The 15,653-nt window shown below is 71.7% G+C and carries 12 protein-coding genes and 1 pseudogene; 10 read left to right on the top strand and 3 right to left on the bottom strand.

Annotation, left to right across the window (positions count from 1 at the left end; all coding sequences use genetic code 11):
- The first annotated feature begins 186 nt into the window (after window positions 1–186).
- Window positions 187–402: an I78 family peptidase inhibitor gene (locus tag G9272_RS10905; protein ID WP_171396372.1), complete on the top strand. Its 216-nt coding sequence runs from the start codon at window positions 187–189 to the stop codon at window positions 400–402.
- Window positions 403–517: 115 nt separating this feature from the next.
- On the opposite strand, the gene G9272_RS10900 is transcribed toward G9272_RS10905, so the two are convergent.
- Together G9272_RS10900 and G9272_RS10895 are read right to left on the bottom strand one after the other, a co-directional pair.
- On the bottom strand, window positions 518–1,552 hold the full coding sequence (locus G9272_RS10900) for a phosphatase PAP2 family protein (RefSeq protein ID WP_171396371.1): 1,035 nt from the start codon (window positions 1,550–1,552) through the stop codon (window positions 518–520).
- A gap of 205 nt (window positions 1,553–1,757) precedes the next feature.
- Window positions 1,758–2,954 carry a glycosyltransferase family 39 protein gene (locus G9272_RS10895; RefSeq protein ID WP_171396370.1) on the bottom strand — a complete coding sequence of 399 codons (1,197 nt, stop codon included), beginning with the start codon at window positions 2,952–2,954 and terminating at the stop codon, window positions 1,758–1,760.
- A 328-nt stretch (window positions 2,955–3,282) separates the two neighbouring features.
- Here G9272_RS10895 and G9272_RS10890 point away from each other — a divergent pair, with 328 nt between their 5' ends.
- A complete protein-coding gene (locus G9272_RS10890) occupies window positions 3,283–4,884 on the top strand; it encodes an MFS transporter (RefSeq protein ID WP_171396369.1) in 1,602 nt (533 codons plus the stop codon).
- Window positions 4,885–5,032: 148 nt separating this feature from the next.
- Window positions 5,033–6,223 carry an acyl-CoA dehydrogenase family protein gene (locus tag G9272_RS10885; RefSeq protein ID WP_171396368.1) on the top strand — a complete coding sequence of 397 codons (1,191 nt, stop codon included), beginning with the start codon at window positions 5,033–5,035 and terminating at the stop codon, window positions 6,221–6,223.
- A 43-nt stretch (window positions 6,224–6,266) separates the two neighbouring features.
- On the opposite strand, the gene G9272_RS10880 is transcribed toward G9272_RS10885, so the two are convergent.
- Entirely contained in the window at window positions 6,267–6,704 is a 438-nt protein-coding gene (locus tag G9272_RS10880) for a cell division protein SepF (protein WP_020128186.1), read from the bottom strand.
- A 312-nt stretch (window positions 6,705–7,016) separates the two neighbouring features.
- Here G9272_RS10880 and G9272_RS10875 point away from each other — a divergent pair, with 312 nt between their 5' ends.
- From G9272_RS10875 to G9272_RS10845, 7 genes and pseudogenes are all read left to right on the top strand, one after another.
- Window positions 7,017–8,219, top strand: coding sequence for a DUF5685 family protein (locus G9272_RS10875; RefSeq protein ID WP_171396367.1), 1,203 nt, complete (start codon window positions 7,017–7,019; stop codon window positions 8,217–8,219).
- Between the two features lie 188 nt (window positions 8,220–8,407).
- Window positions 8,408–9,004 (top strand): GTP-binding protein, encoded by a 597-nt coding sequence (locus tag G9272_RS10870; protein ID WP_171396366.1) that lies wholly within the window; start codon window positions 8,408–8,410, stop codon window positions 9,002–9,004.
- Window positions 9,005–9,431: 427 nt separating this feature from the next.
- On the top strand, window positions 9,432–11,216 hold the full coding sequence (locus G9272_RS10865; RefSeq protein WP_171396365.1) for an FAD/NAD(P)-binding protein: 1,785 nt from the start codon (window positions 9,432–9,434) through the stop codon (window positions 11,214–11,216).
- A gap of 43 nt (window positions 11,217–11,259) precedes the next feature.
- Window positions 11,260–12,333, top strand: coding sequence for an LLM class flavin-dependent oxidoreductase (locus tag G9272_RS10860; RefSeq protein ID WP_171396364.1), 1,074 nt, complete (start codon window positions 11,260–11,262; stop codon window positions 12,331–12,333).
- Entirely contained in the window at window positions 12,330–13,691 is a 1,362-nt protein-coding gene (locus G9272_RS10855; RefSeq protein ID WP_171396363.1) for an NtaA/DmoA family FMN-dependent monooxygenase, read from the top strand. Before G9272_RS10860 ends, G9272_RS10855 begins: the two co-directional genes overlap by 4 nt.
- A gap of 16 nt (window positions 13,692–13,707) precedes the next feature.
- A pseudogene (locus tag G9272_RS10850) lies at window positions 13,708–14,494 on the top strand (DUF1684 domain-containing protein).
- Window positions 14,495–14,720: 226 nt separating this feature from the next.
- Window positions 14,721–15,632 carry a S1 family peptidase gene (locus tag G9272_RS10845; protein WP_171396362.1) on the top strand — a complete coding sequence of 304 codons (912 nt, stop codon included), beginning with the start codon at window positions 14,721–14,723 and terminating at the stop codon, window positions 15,630–15,632.
- Window positions 15,633–15,653: the final 21 nt, after the last annotated feature.

Below are 15,653 nucleotides of genomic sequence, written 5' to 3'. Positions count from 1 at the left end.
CGGGGTGGCCGGGCGACACGCGGAAATCGCGTTCGAATTCGCGCGGAAGGCGCATGAAACCGCTCGTACGTGTGAGGGAGTTCGACCGAAACGCATGTCGTGATCCTGTGACAGAAGTGTGACCGGAGTGATCCGTATCGCCGGTCCGGGGTTCCCGGGGCGGGGCTCGCCGCCTAGCGTGGCGGTATGGCACCGAATCCCACTCCGCCAGCGGAGCCCCAGGACAATCCGGACGGATACGTCGGCCTCGAGGCCGCACGGGCCGAGCGGCTCGCGCGCGAACGGGGGTGGTCGACGGTGCGTGCGCTGGCCCCCGGGACGATCGTCACCATGGAGTACCGCTTCGGGAGGTTGAACTTCGAGGTACGCGACGGGCACGTGTCGCGCGCCTGGAAGGGCTGAGAGCCCGAGAAGGGCGAGGCGAGCACGGCGAAGGCCCCGGTTCCCGTCTTCGGGAACCGGGGCCTTCGGGTGCGGAACCGGGTTGTGCGTACCGGGGTCCCGCTGTTCGGGGAGGTCAGCCGCCAGGGAGCGGGCGGGCCGCGGAGGCCGCCGCACCGCGGGGGAGGCGGTCGGAGTGCGGTGGGCGGCGGCTGCCGACCGGGGTGACCGGGGTGCGCTCCGAGCGGGTCGTGTGCGGGCCGGGCGCCAGATAGACCGGCGCGCGCGGCGAACGGGCCGGTGCGGCCGGCTCGCGGGCCGCGGAGGCCTCCTCCTGGGCCGGCGCACCCGAGGCGAACGGCACGGGTACGGCGACGGGTGCGGCCGGAGCCGGAGCCGGGGCGGTCCCGGTGCGGCGGTCGCGCCAGCGGTCGCGCAGGTCGAAGATCGCGACCTCGGCGCGCGCGATCAGCGGCTCGCACCAGGGCAGCGCCAGCAGGATCAGCAGACCCGCGGCCCAGCCGAGCACCACGTCGCTGAGCCAGTGCGTGCCGAGGTAGACCGTGGCGAGGCCGACGCCGAGCGAGGTCACCGCGGAGAGCGCGGACAGCCAGCGGCGGGCTCTCGGGGTGGAGGCCAGATACGCCAGGATTCCCCAGGTCACGACCGCGTTGGCGGTATGGCCGCTGGGAAATATATCGCCGCCCAGGCCCATCTCGTTCGAGCCGATGGTGGTCGCGTAGTGCGGTCCGAGCCGGCCCATGCCGAGCTTGGCGGCACCGACGGTGATGTTCAGCAGCAGCAGCGAGGCGCCGAGCGTGAGCAGCGGGCGCACGGTGTGCTGCCGCCAGGATCTCCAGCCGAGCCAGGCGGCGACCATCACGGCGGTCGGACCACGCTGGCCGAGGACCACGTAGTAGTCGACGAACCAGTGGATGCCCGACCACTGCTGGTACGGCCGGAAGAACATGACCAGCCAGTCGAGGCGGACCAGCCACGAGGTGATCACCACGAGCCACACGATCGCCAGATAGAAGGCCAGGGTCGCCAGGAACAGCGCGACCCGGTGCCTGCTCATCTTCGGCACATCGATGTGGGCCGGTCGTTCCGGCTCCCGGTCGAGCCTGGCGAACACCCGGTCCAGACGGGTGAGGTTTTGTTCGGTACGCACCTAAACGACGTTACAGCGAGTGAGCTCGAGACCCGGCCGATTCCGCTGGTTTGTGATGACGATGTGATGTGGGATTGCTCTCAGGAGGGAGTTTATCCCTATGGAATCGCTAATCGTCGAACAGTGTTCCCTTCAATTCCTTTGATCATTCCAGGGGATAGTTTTAGGGAACGTATGAAAGGGTTCACCGGAAAGGCGGATTCTCTTACGGCGGACCGCTGCCGTTCAGCCACCACGCGCCGTACCCGGCCGATGCCACCGCGAGGCACCCCACCACCAGCGCCGACCTGGACGTCCGCAGCCGGGTCAGGGCCAGGGCGAGCGGCAGCAGCAGCGGGAAGGCGGGCAGCAGCAGGCGCGGCTTGGAACCGAAGTAGCTCGACGCGCACAGGGCGAGGGCGAGGACCACACCCGTGTACACCAGCAGCTCGAGCGGCTGACGCTGGCGCACGCAGACGACGTACAGCCACACCAGCAGGGCGACGCCGACGATCAGCCCGAGGCCGGCGAGGGCCGACGGGAATGACGTGAACTTCTCGGCGACGAAGCGGGCGAAGGCGTAGCCGCCGTCGAAGCCGTTGCGCCAGCCCGCCTGGACGTCGAGGTAGCCGAGCAGGCCCTTGCCGGTGTGGTGGCCGACCCACAGGACGTAACCGGCGGCGCCGAGGGGCGCGAGGAGCATGCCGAGGGCGCGTGGCGCGACACGGGCACCGGCCGCCCTGACCTCGCGCCGGGGAGGGGTGTCGGCGGTTTGGGCCTTCCGGTCGCGGACGAAGGACGCCACGCCCGCCGCCCACACCGCCGCGACAACCGCGAGCCCCACCGGGCGGGTCAGACCGGCCAGCGACGCGAGTGCCCCCGCGGTCACCCACCGGCCGGTGAGCACCGCGTACAGCGACCAGGCGGCCAGCGCGGTGAACAGCGACTCGCTGTACGCCATCGACTGCACGATCCCGACGGGCAGGACGGCCCACACCAGCACCGCGCACACCCCGGCCCGGCGCCCGTACACCCGGTCGGCGACCGCGAAGACGCCCCAGGCCGCGGCGAGCGAGGCGAGCAGGGACACGACGAAACCGGCGTCGGCGTACGACAGCGGGGTCACCGCGTGCAGGAGCCTTTCCAGCCAGGGCAGCAGCGGGAAGAAGGCGAGGTTGGAGTGGACGTCGCCGTTCGGCAGACGGACCTCGTAGCCGTATCCCAGCTCGGCGACCCTGGTGTACCAGAGGGCGTCCCAGCGGGCGGTCAGCAGCGTGTACGCGCTCTTGTCGCGGGCGGCGCTCCACAGGACCAGGGCGAGCAGACCCAGGGCACGCACGGCCGCGTACCCCAGGAGGGCGGGGGCCGCCCGGCGCGGGGTCGCGGAGCCGGGGGGCGTCACGCGCGTCTCAAGATCGGTCACGGGCTCGATTATCGACGGCCTGCCCGGCGACCGGGTCCGCCGGGGCGGTCGGGCCGCTCCGGGAGGCGGCACGGGGAGGGGCACGGAGAGGAGTACGGGGAGGGGTACGGGGAGTGGCCCGGACATGGCGCGGGAGTGGCGTACGCCACATGGGTTGGCCAAGGGCGGTGAGAGGTCCGCCACGTGGCCGTGGCGCGAACTCGCGTACGCTGCGTTCCACTCGTGTTCGTTTGCGCGGGCCGGAGACACCGCTCCTCTCCGGCCGAGCCGCGGGGAGTCCCCACCCCGTGAGCCCGCCGAACCGGGGGATCACCTGGGAGGTACGTACATGTCCGGGACGACCACGGCCGCCGCTGGGCTGCGCCGTCGGGCGGCCGGGGCCGGTGCCAACCGCTGGGTCGTCCTGGTGGTGCTGTGCGTCAGCCTGCTGCTGGTCGCCGTCGACGCGACGGTGCTGCATGTGGCGGTGCCCGCCGTCACCGAGGACCTGCGGCCCGGCGCGATCGAGCTGCTCTGGATCGTCGACACCTATCCACTGGTCTGCGCCTCGCTGCTGATCCTTTTCGGCACGCTCGGCGACAAGGTGGGCCGCAGACGGATCCTGCTGCTCGGCTACGCCCTGTTCGGCGTCGCCTCCGCGCTGGCGGCGTTCGCGGGGAGCGCGCAGACCCTGATCGTGGCGCGGGCGCTGCTGGGTGTCGGCGGCGCGATGATCATGCCCGCGACGCTGTCGATCCTGCGGCAGGTGTTCCCGGACCGGCGTGAGCGGGCGCTCGCGATCGGCATCTGGAGCGCCGTGGCCGCGGTGGGCGCGGCGGTCGGCCCACTCCTGGGCGGCTTTCTGCTGGAGCATTTCTGGTGGGGCTCGGTCTTCCTCGTCAACATCCCGCTGATGCTGGTCAGCCTGCCGGTGGGGCGGCTTCTGCTGCCCGAGTCGCGGGGCGCGGCGAACGGCCCCTGGGACGTGGTCGGCGCGCTGATGGCGGCGGCCGGCCTGTTCGGTGTCGTGCTGGGCGTGAAGCGGCTGGGCGGCGGGGAACTCGGGCTCTTCACCGTGGTGCCGCTGCTGGTGGGCGCGGTGCTGATCGTGCTGTTCGTCCGCCGTCAGCGGCGTCGCCTGCATCCGCTGGTGGACCTGGGGATGTTCCGGCGGCCGGCGTTCAGTACGTCGGTCGGGTGCATCGTGCTGGCGATGCTGGCGCTGGTGGGTCTCGAGCTGATCGCGGCACAGTACTTGCAGCTGGTGCTGGGGCTGTCTCCCCTGGAGACGGGCCTGCGACTGCTGCCCCTGACCTTCGCCGCGATGGCGGCCGGGCTGGCCGGGGCACGGCTGCTCCGGCGGTTCGGGCCGCGCCGGATGGTGTGCGGAGGGTTCGTCCTCACGGCGCTGGCGGTGCTGACGCTGACCGCGATGGGCGGCTCGGACAACACGGGGCTGCTGCTGTTCGGGTTCCTGCTGCTGGGCTTCGGCCTGGAGACGACCTTGTTCGCGGCGTACGAGTCGATGCTGAGCGAGGCGCCGCCGGAGCAGGCGGGCGGGGCGGCGGCGATCGGGGAGACGTCGTACCAGCTGGGGGCGGGGATCGGGATCGCGCTGCTCGGCAGCGTGATGAACGCCGCGTACGCGCCCGGACTGAAGTCCGTGCCCGGGGTGCCGGCGTCGGCGTCGGACGCGGCGGGGCATTCGCTGGGCGAGGCGTACGAGGTCGCCGGGCAGTTGGGCGGGCCGGTCGGGGTGGCGCTGCGGCGGGTCGCGAGGGACAGCTTCGTGCACGGGTTGCATGTCACGCTGTTGGTGAGTGCGGGGTTGTTGCTGCTGGGGGCGGTGATGGCCTTGCGGTTGCCGCGGGTCATGCAGTGCGAGGCGCCTCCGGCGGAGGTGGAGCTTCCTGCGCCCCGGGGAGTCGCGGAGTCCCGCGTCTCGGCGTGAATCTCCCACCCACGCACAACCCGTTTGCTGTTTCTTGAACGGTGGCCGTTGCCCGTGGGGGTGGCTCGCCGTTGGCGGCTTGCGGCCTGCCGTGTAACGTCTGCGACGTTGGTGTGACTAGCGGTGCTAGTTTTTCGGAGGCTCTCTCATGTCCGCGTCCTCGAAGTTGCCCCCCTTCGACCCCGCCGACCCGCTCGGGATCGATGATCTGCTGGAGCCGGAGGATCTCGCGATCCGTGACACCGTGCGGAACTGGGCCGCGGACCGGGTGCTGCCCCAGGTCGCCGAGTGGTACGAGCGCGGGGAGCTGCCGGAGATCCGGGAGCTGGCGCGCGAACTCGGCGCCATCGGGGCGCTCGGGATGTCGCTCAGCGGATACGGCTGCGCCGGGGCCAGCGCCGTGCAGTACGGGCTCGCCTGTCTCGAACTCGAAGCCGCCGACTCCGGCATCCGGTCCCTCGTCTCCGTGCAGGGTTCCCTCGCCATGTACGCCCTGCACCGCTTCGGCAGCGAGGAGCAGAAGCAGACCTGGCTGCCGGGGATGGCCGCGGGCGAGATCATCGGGTGCTTCGGGCTCACCGAACCCGATCACGGCTCCGACCCGGCCGGCATGCGGACGTACGCCAAGCGGGACGGCTCCGACTGGGTGCTCAACGGCCGCAAGATGTGGATCACCAACGGGTCCGTCGCCGGGGTGGCCGTCGTCTGGGCGCAGAGTGACGACGGGATCCGCGGCTTCGTGGTGCCCGCCGGCACTCCGGGGTTCTCCGCACCCGAGATCAAGCACAAGTGGTCCCTGCGGGCCAGCGTGACCAGCGAGCTCGTGCTCGACGACGTGCGGCTGCCCGCCGACGCCGTCCTGCCGGAGGTCACCGGGCTGCGCGGACCGCTCAGCTGTCTGTCCCACGCCCGCTACGGCATCGTGTGGGGCGCGATGGGAGCGGCGCGCTCCTGCTTCGAGACCGCCGTCGAGTACGCGAAGACCCGCGAGCAGTTCGGGCGGCCCATCGGGGGGTTCCAGCTCACCCAGGCCAAGCTCGCCGACATGGCGGTCGAGCTGCACAAGGGGATTCTGCTCGCCCACCATCTGGGGCGGCGCATGGACGCCGGCCGCCTGCGTCCCGAGCAGGTCAGCTTCGGCAAGCTCAACAACGTACGGGAGGCGATCGAGATCTGCCGGACCGCCCGTACCGTCCTCGGTGCCAACGGGATCTCGCTCGAATACCCCGTCATGCGGCACGCGACCAACCTCGAGTCGGTCCTCACCTACGAGGGCACCGTCGAGATGCACCAGCTCGTGCTGGGCAAGGCGCTCACCGGACTCGACGCCTTCCGCTGACCCGGCCCAGGGGGCCGAGGCAGGGCCGGTGAGCGGCCTTGCCTCAGCTCTGGTTGAAGAAACCGTCCGTCCGGTGCGCGGACGGGTCTCCGTTCACGATCTCCGTGTTGGCGGGGGTCAGCAGGAACACCCGGGTGGACACCCGCTCGATCGAACCCCGCAGGCCGAAGATCAGCCCGGCCGCGAAGTCGACGACGCGCTTGGCGTCACCGGCCTCCATGGCCGTGAGGTTCATGATGACCGGCACGCCTTCGCGGAACAGTTCACCGATCGCCCGCGCGTCCCGGAAGCTGTCCGGGGTGACGGTGCCGATCCGACGGCCCTTCTCCTCGGCCGTGTCCGTCGCCACCTTCACGCGGGGGTCGGTGACCCAGGCGTCGCCGGAGTCGGTCCCCTCGGAATAGTCGTCGTCGTAGTAACGCTCGTCATCGTTGTCGTCGACGAGGCCAAGCCAGGCACTCGCCTTGCGCACCGATCCCATGGACGCCTCCTCTCACAGCGGTCTTTCTGCTTTCCGCATTCCCCATGGTCGTCCATGATGCGGATGTCGCGCCAAGTGGATAGACGCCGCGCGGGGGGTTTGTGACGGTACTGGTGCACAGCGAATACGTCGAGAGCCCGCGTCTCCCAAGGGTCGTACCGCATACGGCTGCTGACTGTGAGTGAAATATGATTCTTCGTGGCGAATGAGTGACGCTCGGTGCGTCCGGGTGAACCGAGTGCCCCCGATCCGGCGTGACAATCGGTCGATAGCATGCCGCAGCTCAATGTCCCAAGGACGACGGGGGTTGTCGTGTTCGGAATCGTCAGGCCATGCAGTCACCGGCTCGGAGAGGGCCTCAAGACCCAGTGGATGGCGCACCTGTGCGGGCTGTGTCTCGCGCTGCGCGGCGACCACGGGCAGTTCGCGCGGGTCGTCACCAACTACGACGGGCTGCTCATATCGGTTCTGACGGAGGCTCAGGCCGCTCGGGTCACGTCCGACGGATGGCGGCGGACGGCGGGACCGTGCCCGCTGCGCGGGATGCGCACCGCGTCCGTCGCGCAGGGCGAGGGCGCCCGGCTCGCGGCCGCCGTCTCGCTGGTGCTCGCCTCGGCCAAGGTGCGCGACCACGTCGCCGACGGGGACGGGCTGCTGGCGCGGCGGCCCGTGGCCGTCGCCGCGCGCAGGGTCGCCGCGAGCTGGGGTCGGGCCGGGGAACGCGGCGGGGCCGCCGTCGGGTTCGACACCGCCGTCCTCGTCGACGCCGTGGACCGGCAGGTGGGCATCGAGGCGCTCGCCGGGCCCGGTACCCCGCTGTGCGCCGTCACCGAGCCGACCGAGACCGCCACCGCCGCCGCCTTCGCGCACACCGCGGTCCTGGCGGGCCGGCCGGGCAACGCCGCCCCGCTCGCCGAGGCCGGCCGTCTCTTCGGACGACTGGCACATCTGCTGGACGCGGTCGAGGACCGGGAGTCCGACGCGGCGGCCGGTGCCTGGAACCCGCTGACGGCCACCGGCACCCCGCTCACCGAGGCCCGCCGGCTCGCCGACGACGCCCTGCACGGCATCCGGCTCGCGCTGCGCGACATGGAGTTCGTGGACGGCAGGCTCGCGCACCTGCTGCTGGCGCACGAGCTGGAGCGGTCGGTCGACCGGGCGTTCGGGACGCAGTCCTGCGGGCACGCGCACGCGCCGGAGGGTGCCTTCGGCCCGCCGACCGGCCCGTACGCCCCCCAGGGGCCGGTGGACCCGCACGCGCCCGGCAACCCCTACGGCGGCAACCCCTTCGGCGGTGAGCCGCCGCGGCCCGGGAAGCGGGGCTTCTGGGCCGGGTGCGCGGTCGCGCTCGGGCTGTGCTGCACCTGCCAGGCCTGCTGCGCCGACGAGTTCGAGGGGCCCTGGTCGCGGAAGAAGCGCGAGGGCTGGTGCCGCGACGGCTGTGACGGCTGCGATTGCTGCTGCGACGGGTGTCAGTGCTGCGAGTGCTGCGAGTGCTGCTCCTGCGACTGCTGACGCGGCGTCACTGTTTCGGCCCGTGGCGCCCGTGTGGGGCGCCACGGTGAGCGACGGGCATCCCTGGAACGTATCTCTGGTCGAGGACGCGGACTTCGCAGGGCCGTCCATCGGGACCGGCGGTCGGCCGTTCGCGTGCCGGTAACCCGCGGAGCCACCGCTCCGGATGCTCGAAAGGATCAATGATCATGCCCGGGCGCTCTGACAAAACCGTTCCGCTCGCCGTGAAGATCGTGGTGAGCGGTGGGCTCGGGGTCGGTAAGACGACCTTCATCGGGGCCGTCTCCGAGATCGACCCGCTCGACACCGAGGCACCGATCACCCAGGTGTCGGTCGGGGTCGACTCGCTCGAGGGCGTGGAGTCCAAGACCACCACCACCGTCGCGCTCGACTTCGGACGGATCACGCTCGACCCGGCCATCTCGCTGTACCTGTTCGGCACGCCCGGACAGGACCGGTTCTCCTTCCTGTGGGACGACCTGGTGGAGGGAGCGCTCGGAACGGTGGTCCTCGCGGACACCCGGCGGATCGAGGACTGCTTCCCGGCCGTCGACTACTTCGAGGCCCAGAGCGCGCCGTTCGTCCTCGCGGTGAATCGCTTCGACGGGGCCGAGCACTTCGAACTGGAGGAGGTGCGGGCGGCGTTGGGGCTGAGCGCCGAGGTGCCCGTGCTGGAGTGCGACGCGCGCGAGCGTGGCTCCGTGCGGGACGTGCTGGGGGCGTTGATGGATCGGGTGGTCGGGTTTCGCGCCGCTCCGGGGCGGAGGGCGGTCGGGGCGCGCTGATCGCCGTAGGGCAGGCGTGAAGTGAGGCGAAAGCGGTGGAAAAGGCGCGTATCGAGGGGAATGCGCGGAGGTGAAGGCGGAGCTGGGTGAGGGGAGAACGCGAGAAGGGCGCCCCGGGAGCGGGGGCCGCAGTGGGTCAGCTCAACAGGAACAGGACCACACGCGACCGAAGTCGATGTGGGAGCGGGTGACCAGACACTGCTGCGGATGCATGGGCCAAGTGGAACAGGTCTCCGGTTATGCGTCAACCGACTTGAGACGTACCGCTCACAGTGTGGACGGCCTTGACAGTGAGGGGAAACGCCCACGTACTCTCGCTGCACGGCCCTGCTGAGGGGCTCGGCCGTATCTGCGCCGCGCGGCGCGCCCCATTCGGTGTGTGAAGGCACCTACCCGTGTTCGATCCCAGCTGTCACGGAGCCTTCGCATGTCTTCCGAAACCCTCGACCCCGGAGCCCCCGCCACCCTCGTGATCGTCGGGGCCGGGCCGCGGGGGACCGGCCTCATCGAGCGGATAGCCGCCAACGCGCCCGAGCTGTACGCCGGTTCGGGGCTCGACATCCATCTCGTGGACCCGCATCCGCCGGGCGCCGGACGCATCTGGCGCGCCGCCCAGTCGCCGCTGCTGTGGATGAACTCGCACGCCGAGGACGTCACCATGTTCACCGACGAGTCGGTGGAGATGGCCGGGCCGGTGCGGCCCGGCCCGACGCTGCACGAGTGGGCGGGCATCGGCGGGCGTACCTTCGCCGACCGGCAGATCCAGGGCTCCTATCTGCGCTGGGTGCACGAGCAGGCGGTCGCCGCCCTGCCCCCGGAGATCACCGTCCACCACCATCCGGGGCGCGCTCTGCGGGTGAGCGGCCCCCGTGCGGGACGCCAGCAGGTATGGCTGGAGGGTCGCGACCAGCCCCTGTCCGCCGATCTCGTCGTCCTCGCTCTCGGTCATCTGGACGCCGAACTCGACGAGGAACAGCGCGAGTTGGCGGCCTACGCGGACGAGCACGGGCTCGTCCATCTGCCGCCGGACTTCACGGCCGACAGCGACCTGTCCGCGCTGCCGGCCGGCGAACCCGTGCTGGTGCGTGGATTCGGGCTCGCCTTCGTCGACCTCATGGTGCTGCTGACCGAGGGGCGCGGCGGTCGGTACGAGGGGGACACCTATGTGCCCTCGGGGCGGGAACCGGTGCTGTACGTCGGCTCGCGGCGCGGTGTGCCCTACCACTCGAAGATCGGCTACGACTGGACCGGTGAACGGCCGCCGCTGCCCCGGTTCCTGGGGCCCGCCGAGATCGACGGGCTGCTCGCGCGGCCCGAGGGCTTCGACTTCCGGCGGGATGTGTGGCCGCTGGTGGAGAAGGAGCTGGGCTTCGCCCACTACCACCGGCTGTTCACGGTCCACGCCGAGCGGACCGCGATCGCCTGGACCGACTTCGAGGAGAAGTACGAGGCCGCGTCCGCGGGTGCCGAACGGGAGGCCCTGGTGGCGTCCGCCGTGCCCGACCCGCGGGACCGGCTCGACCTGGCCGCCCTCGACCGGCCGTTGGACGGGGTGACGTACGGGTCCTTCGAGGAGTTCCAGGAAGGGCTGCGCGGCTATGTGGAGAGCGACCTGAGCCGCCGTCACGACGCGGCACACAGCACCGACCTGGCCGTGTTCCTGGGACTGCTGTCCGTCTACGGGCAGTTGGTCCGGCTCGGCGACATCGGCTCCTGGTGGCACGGGTTCTTCAGCTACCTGGCCTCCGGGCCACCGGGCCCCCGGCTGAGACAGCTGCTCGCGCTGTCCCGGGCGGGTGTGCTGAAGTTCGTCGGCGCCGACATGGCCGTACACGCGGGGGACGGGGTGTTCCGGGCGTCGAGCGCCACCGTGCCGGGCTTCTCGGTCGAGGCGCGGGCGCTGGTGGAGGCCCGGCTGCCGGAGCCGACGCTCCGGCGCGCCCTCGACCCGCTGCTGCGGGAGCTGCACGCCGACGGCGCCGGCGAGACCCCGGACGGGCTGCTGCGGGTGGACCGCGCCGACGGGCGGGTCCTGGACCGGGCGGGCCGGCCGCACCCACGGCGCTTCGCGCTCGGGCCGCACACCGACGGCCGTACGCCGGGCGCGTTCACCCGGCCGCGCACCGGCGGCCCCGCGTTCCGGCAGAACGACGCCACCGCCCGGGCCGCCCTGGTGTTCCTGCGGGACCTGGGCGCCGATGCCGTCGGGTGAACCACTCCACTTCGAAGCGTCACGGAAGAAAGGGTTCTCCCCCATGACCTCATCGCACGGCCGGGGCCTGCTGCACCTGGCGGCCGCCGTCGACCAGCCGGGGGTGTACGACGCCGGCCCCTACGTCGAGCTGGCGCGGCTCGCCGAGCGGGGCGGACTCGACTTCGTGACGCTGGACGACTCCTTCGCCCGGCCCGGGCCCGACGCGTCGGCCGTGCTGTCCCGGGTGGCGCCCGCCACGCACCGCGTCGGACTGGTGCCCACCCTCACCACCACCCACACCGAGCCCTTCCATGTCCAGGCCACGGTCGCCACGCTCGACCGGGTCAGCCGGGGCCGGGCCGGCTGGCGGATCGACGTCTCCACCACGGAGGGGGAGGCCCGGCTCTTCGGCCGCCGGCACTCCGCACCGCTGGACGCGCTGTGGCAGGAGGCCGGTGAAGTCGCCGATGTGGCGGCGAAGTTGTGGGACAGCTGGGAGGACGGCGCCGCGATACGGGATGCGCCGACCGGCCGTTTCCTCGACCGCGACAAGCTGCACCACGTCGACTTCACCGGCGCGGCCTTCTCGGTGCGGGGCCCCTCCCTGGCTCCCAGACCTCCGCAGGGACACCCCGTGCGCGTGGTCGACGCCACCGAGGGACCCGCCCGGTCCACCGCCGCCCGCCACGCCGATGTGGCCCTCGTACGCGCGGCGAGCCCCGCGCAGGCCCGCACCGTCCGCGACCGGCTGCGGGCCGACGCGGCCGGAGCCGGGCGCGACCCGAACTCCCTGCTCGTCCTGGTGAGTCTGCTGATCGACCTCGGGGACGGCGAGCACGCCGCCGAACCCGGCCACGGCGGAGGCGGCCCCCGGCAGACCGCGCAGGGCCCGCTCTACCGGGGCGGCCCCGTCGACCTCGCCGACCTGATCGCCTCCTGGTACAAGGACGGCACCGTCGACGGCTTCCACCTCACCCCCGTCGAACCGCGCCGCGATCTGGAGCGGCTGGTCAACGGCACGGTCGCGCTGCTCCAGCACCGTGGTCTGTTCCGCACCTTCTACCCGGGCAGCACGCTCCGCGAGCACCTGGGGCTGGCCCGGCCCGCCAACCAGTACGCGGGGGGAGCGGCATGAGCGGACACCGACCCCGGGGCCCGAGGCCGCTCGGCAGGCACTGCCACCTGGCCGCGTACTTCCCCGGCGCCGACACCACCACCGTCTGGACCGGCCCCGACGCGAAGTCGCCGATCGAGTTCTCCTCCTTCGAGCACCTCGCCCGGACCGCCGAACGCGGCCTGTTCGACTTCTTCCTCCTGGCCGAGGAGCCGCGGCCGCGCGAACACCAGGGCCGTATCCACGACCTGGACGTGGCGGGCCGCCCCGAGCCGCTCACCGTCCTCAACGCGCTCGCCGCCGTGACCGAGCGTCTGGGGCTGGCCGCCACGGCCGACGCCACGTTCAACGAGCCGTTCGAACTCGCCCGCAGACTGGCCACCCTGGACCAGCTCAGCGACGGCCGGGCGGCCTGGCACGTGGTGACCTCCTCGGACGCCCGCACCGGCGAGAACTTCCGCCGTGGGGGCTACCTCGACCGCGCCGACCGGTATCCGCGGGCCGCCGAGTTCGTCGCCACCGCGAGGAAGCTGTGGGACTCCTGGACACCGGACGAGGCGCCCCGGCCGTTCGCGCACCAGGGCCGGCACTTCGACATCGCCGGGGAGTTCACCGTGCCGCGCTCACCGCAGGGACACCCGGTGGTGATCCAGGCGGGGGGCTCCGGAGAGGCCCGGGAGTTCGCGGCCGCCACCGCCGACGTCGTCCTCGCGCGGCACGGCACGCTGGAGGCCGGGCGCGCCTTCTACGCCGACGTCAAGAGACGGCTGGCCAAGTACGGCCGTACCGTCGGCGATCTGAAGATCATGCCCGGCGTCACCGTCGTCCTCGGGGACACCGCCGCCGAGGCACAGGAGCGGGCCGCCACGATCAGACGGCAGCTCGTCTCCCCGCAGCGCGCCCTCCTCACCCTGGAGCGGCTCTGGGGCGTCGACCTGTCGGCGTACGACCCCGACGGGCCGCTGCCCGAGTTCGACCCGGTGGCCGACCCGCGGCTCACGCGGGGCCGCGCCCGGCACGGCGACGCCGTAGCGACGGCCGGGAAGCTGCGCGCGCTGTCGAGGGAGAAGGGGCTGTCCATCCGCCAGACCGTGATCGAGACGAGCGCCCGGCAGTCCTTCGTCGGCACGCCCGAGGCGGTCGCCGCCGAACTGGCGCGGTTCGTGCGCGAGGACGCCGCCGACGGCTTCGTCCTCGTACCGCAACTCACGCCCGGCGGGCTCGACGAGTTCGTCGACCGGGTGGTGCCGCTGCTTCAGGAGCGCGGCGCCTTCCGTACGGAATACGAGGGACACACCCTGCGCTCCCACCTCGGACTGCCCGATCCGGCGGGGCCGGGCGAACGGGCGGACCCTGTGACGACAGGACAGATCACATGACGACAAGGCCGACCCCATGACGGCGAACGCGGCAGACGCGGCGAGGGACGCGGCGGACGGCTGGCAGCGGTGGCACGAGCGCCGCCTGGAAGCGGTCTCGGGGTCCTACGGCCCGCTCGCGCTCACCGGTACCTTCCCCCAGTGCCTGAAACGGACTGGGGGGACCCAGCTCGAGGATTTTCCGGACGGTCGACTTCCGGACACCCCCGGGACCTGGGTGGCCGATGAGGACGCCGTGGTGCTCACCGCGACCGGCTCCGACGGGCCGACCGTGGACGGGAAGCCGTTCAGTGGGGAGGCGCACGGTGACCGGCGGCTGGTCGTGCTGGTCCGCGAAGGTGTCTGGGGGTACGTGACTTCGACCCGGACCCCGCTGTCCGGCGCCGGTTCCCGGGCATCGACGCGACCCCGTACGACGCGCGCTGGTCGGTGCCCGGACGCTTCACCCCGTAGGGCGAGGACCGTACCGTCCGGGTGCCGAACGCCGACGGGCGCGAGCGCGGTCTGGGGCTCGGTGGGGAACTGGCGTACGTGCCGGCCGGGCAGCGGCTCACCCTCCGGGTGAACGTGCAGGGCGACGGTTCGCTGTGGGCGGTGTTCGCCGACGCCACCAGCGGGGTGACCAGCTATCGGTTCCGGTTCCTGTACTCCGGCGCACCCGACGCGGACGGACGCACGACGGTCGACTTCACCGGGCCGTACTGCCTCCGTGCGCCTTTGCGGATGGTTTCCTCTGCCCCTTCCCGCCGCCGGGGAACACATATGACGTGGCGGTCGAGGCAGGGGAGCGCAACCTGGTCTGAGCTGGGGCAAGAGGCTGCAAGAGGGCTCAACTCACGCAGTTCGTTCAAGGTCTGACGGCCGAAAGGCGCCCTTGCGCCGACCGGCCGTTCGGCCGAATACTCCCCCTCAGCGCTTGTCAGGGTCACGGCGTGTCCGGAATCCGGACGAACGTCGGTCCCTGGCTGCGCCTCACGGGCCCCGACCCCACACCACGGGCCCCCGACTTCCCCTGGGAGGGAACGAAACGTGAGGATCAAGCGCACCACCCCCACCACCCCCACGAGCGGTATCTCGAGACGGACCCGGCTGACCGCCGTCGCCACCGGACTCGTGGCCGCCGCCGCGATCGCCATCCCCCACGCGAGCGCGGCCGACACCGCCACCTTCAGTACCGCCGAACTGAAGAGCGCCGGCGACTCGGTGCTCCAGGCGGACATCCCGGGCACCGCCTGGGCGGTCGACAGCAAGACCAACCGCCTCCTGGTCACCGTCGACAGCACGGTCTCGGACGCCGAGATCGCGCAGATCAAGGAGCAGGCGGGCGACAACGCCGGCGCGCTCACCATCAAGCACACCCCGGGCAAGTTCAACAAGCTGATCGCCGGCGGCGACGCCATCTACGGCGGCGGCTACCGCTGCTCGCTCGGCTTCAACGTCGTCAGCGGGAGCACCTACTACTTCCTGACCGCCGGGCACTGCGGCGAGGTCGCCTCGACCTGGTACTCCAACTCCGGTCAGACCACCGTGCTGGGTACGAACTCCGGCTACAGCTTCCCGACCAACGACTACGCGCTGGTCCGCTACACCAACACCTCGGTCGCCAAGTCCGGCACCGCGGGCAACACCGACATCACCAGCGCGGGCAACGCCTCCGTGGGCCAGTCGGTGATCCGTGACGGCTCCACGACCGGTATCCACACCGGTACCGTGACCGCCCTCAACGCCACCGTCAACTACGGCAGCGGTGACGTGGTCTACCAGATGATCCAGACCAACGTGTGCGCCGAGGGTGGCGACTCCGGCGGAGCGCTCTACACCTCCGGCGGTGTCGCGCTCGGTCTGACCTCCGGTGGCAGCGGCAACTGCACCTCGGGCGGTACGACCTTCTTCCAGCCCGTGACCGAGGCCCTGAGCCGCTACGGCGTCAGCGTCTTCTAGTCCTCACGCGAGAGTCCTGAC

It is taken from the genome of Streptomyces asoensis (genome assembly GCF_013085465.1).
Classification (GTDB): Bacteria; Actinomycetota; Actinomycetes; order Streptomycetales; family Streptomycetaceae; genus Streptomyces; species Streptomyces cacaoi_A.
The sequence above is the reverse complement of the archived record's forward strand: the minus strand, read 5'-3'. Positions and strand labels throughout refer to the sequence as shown.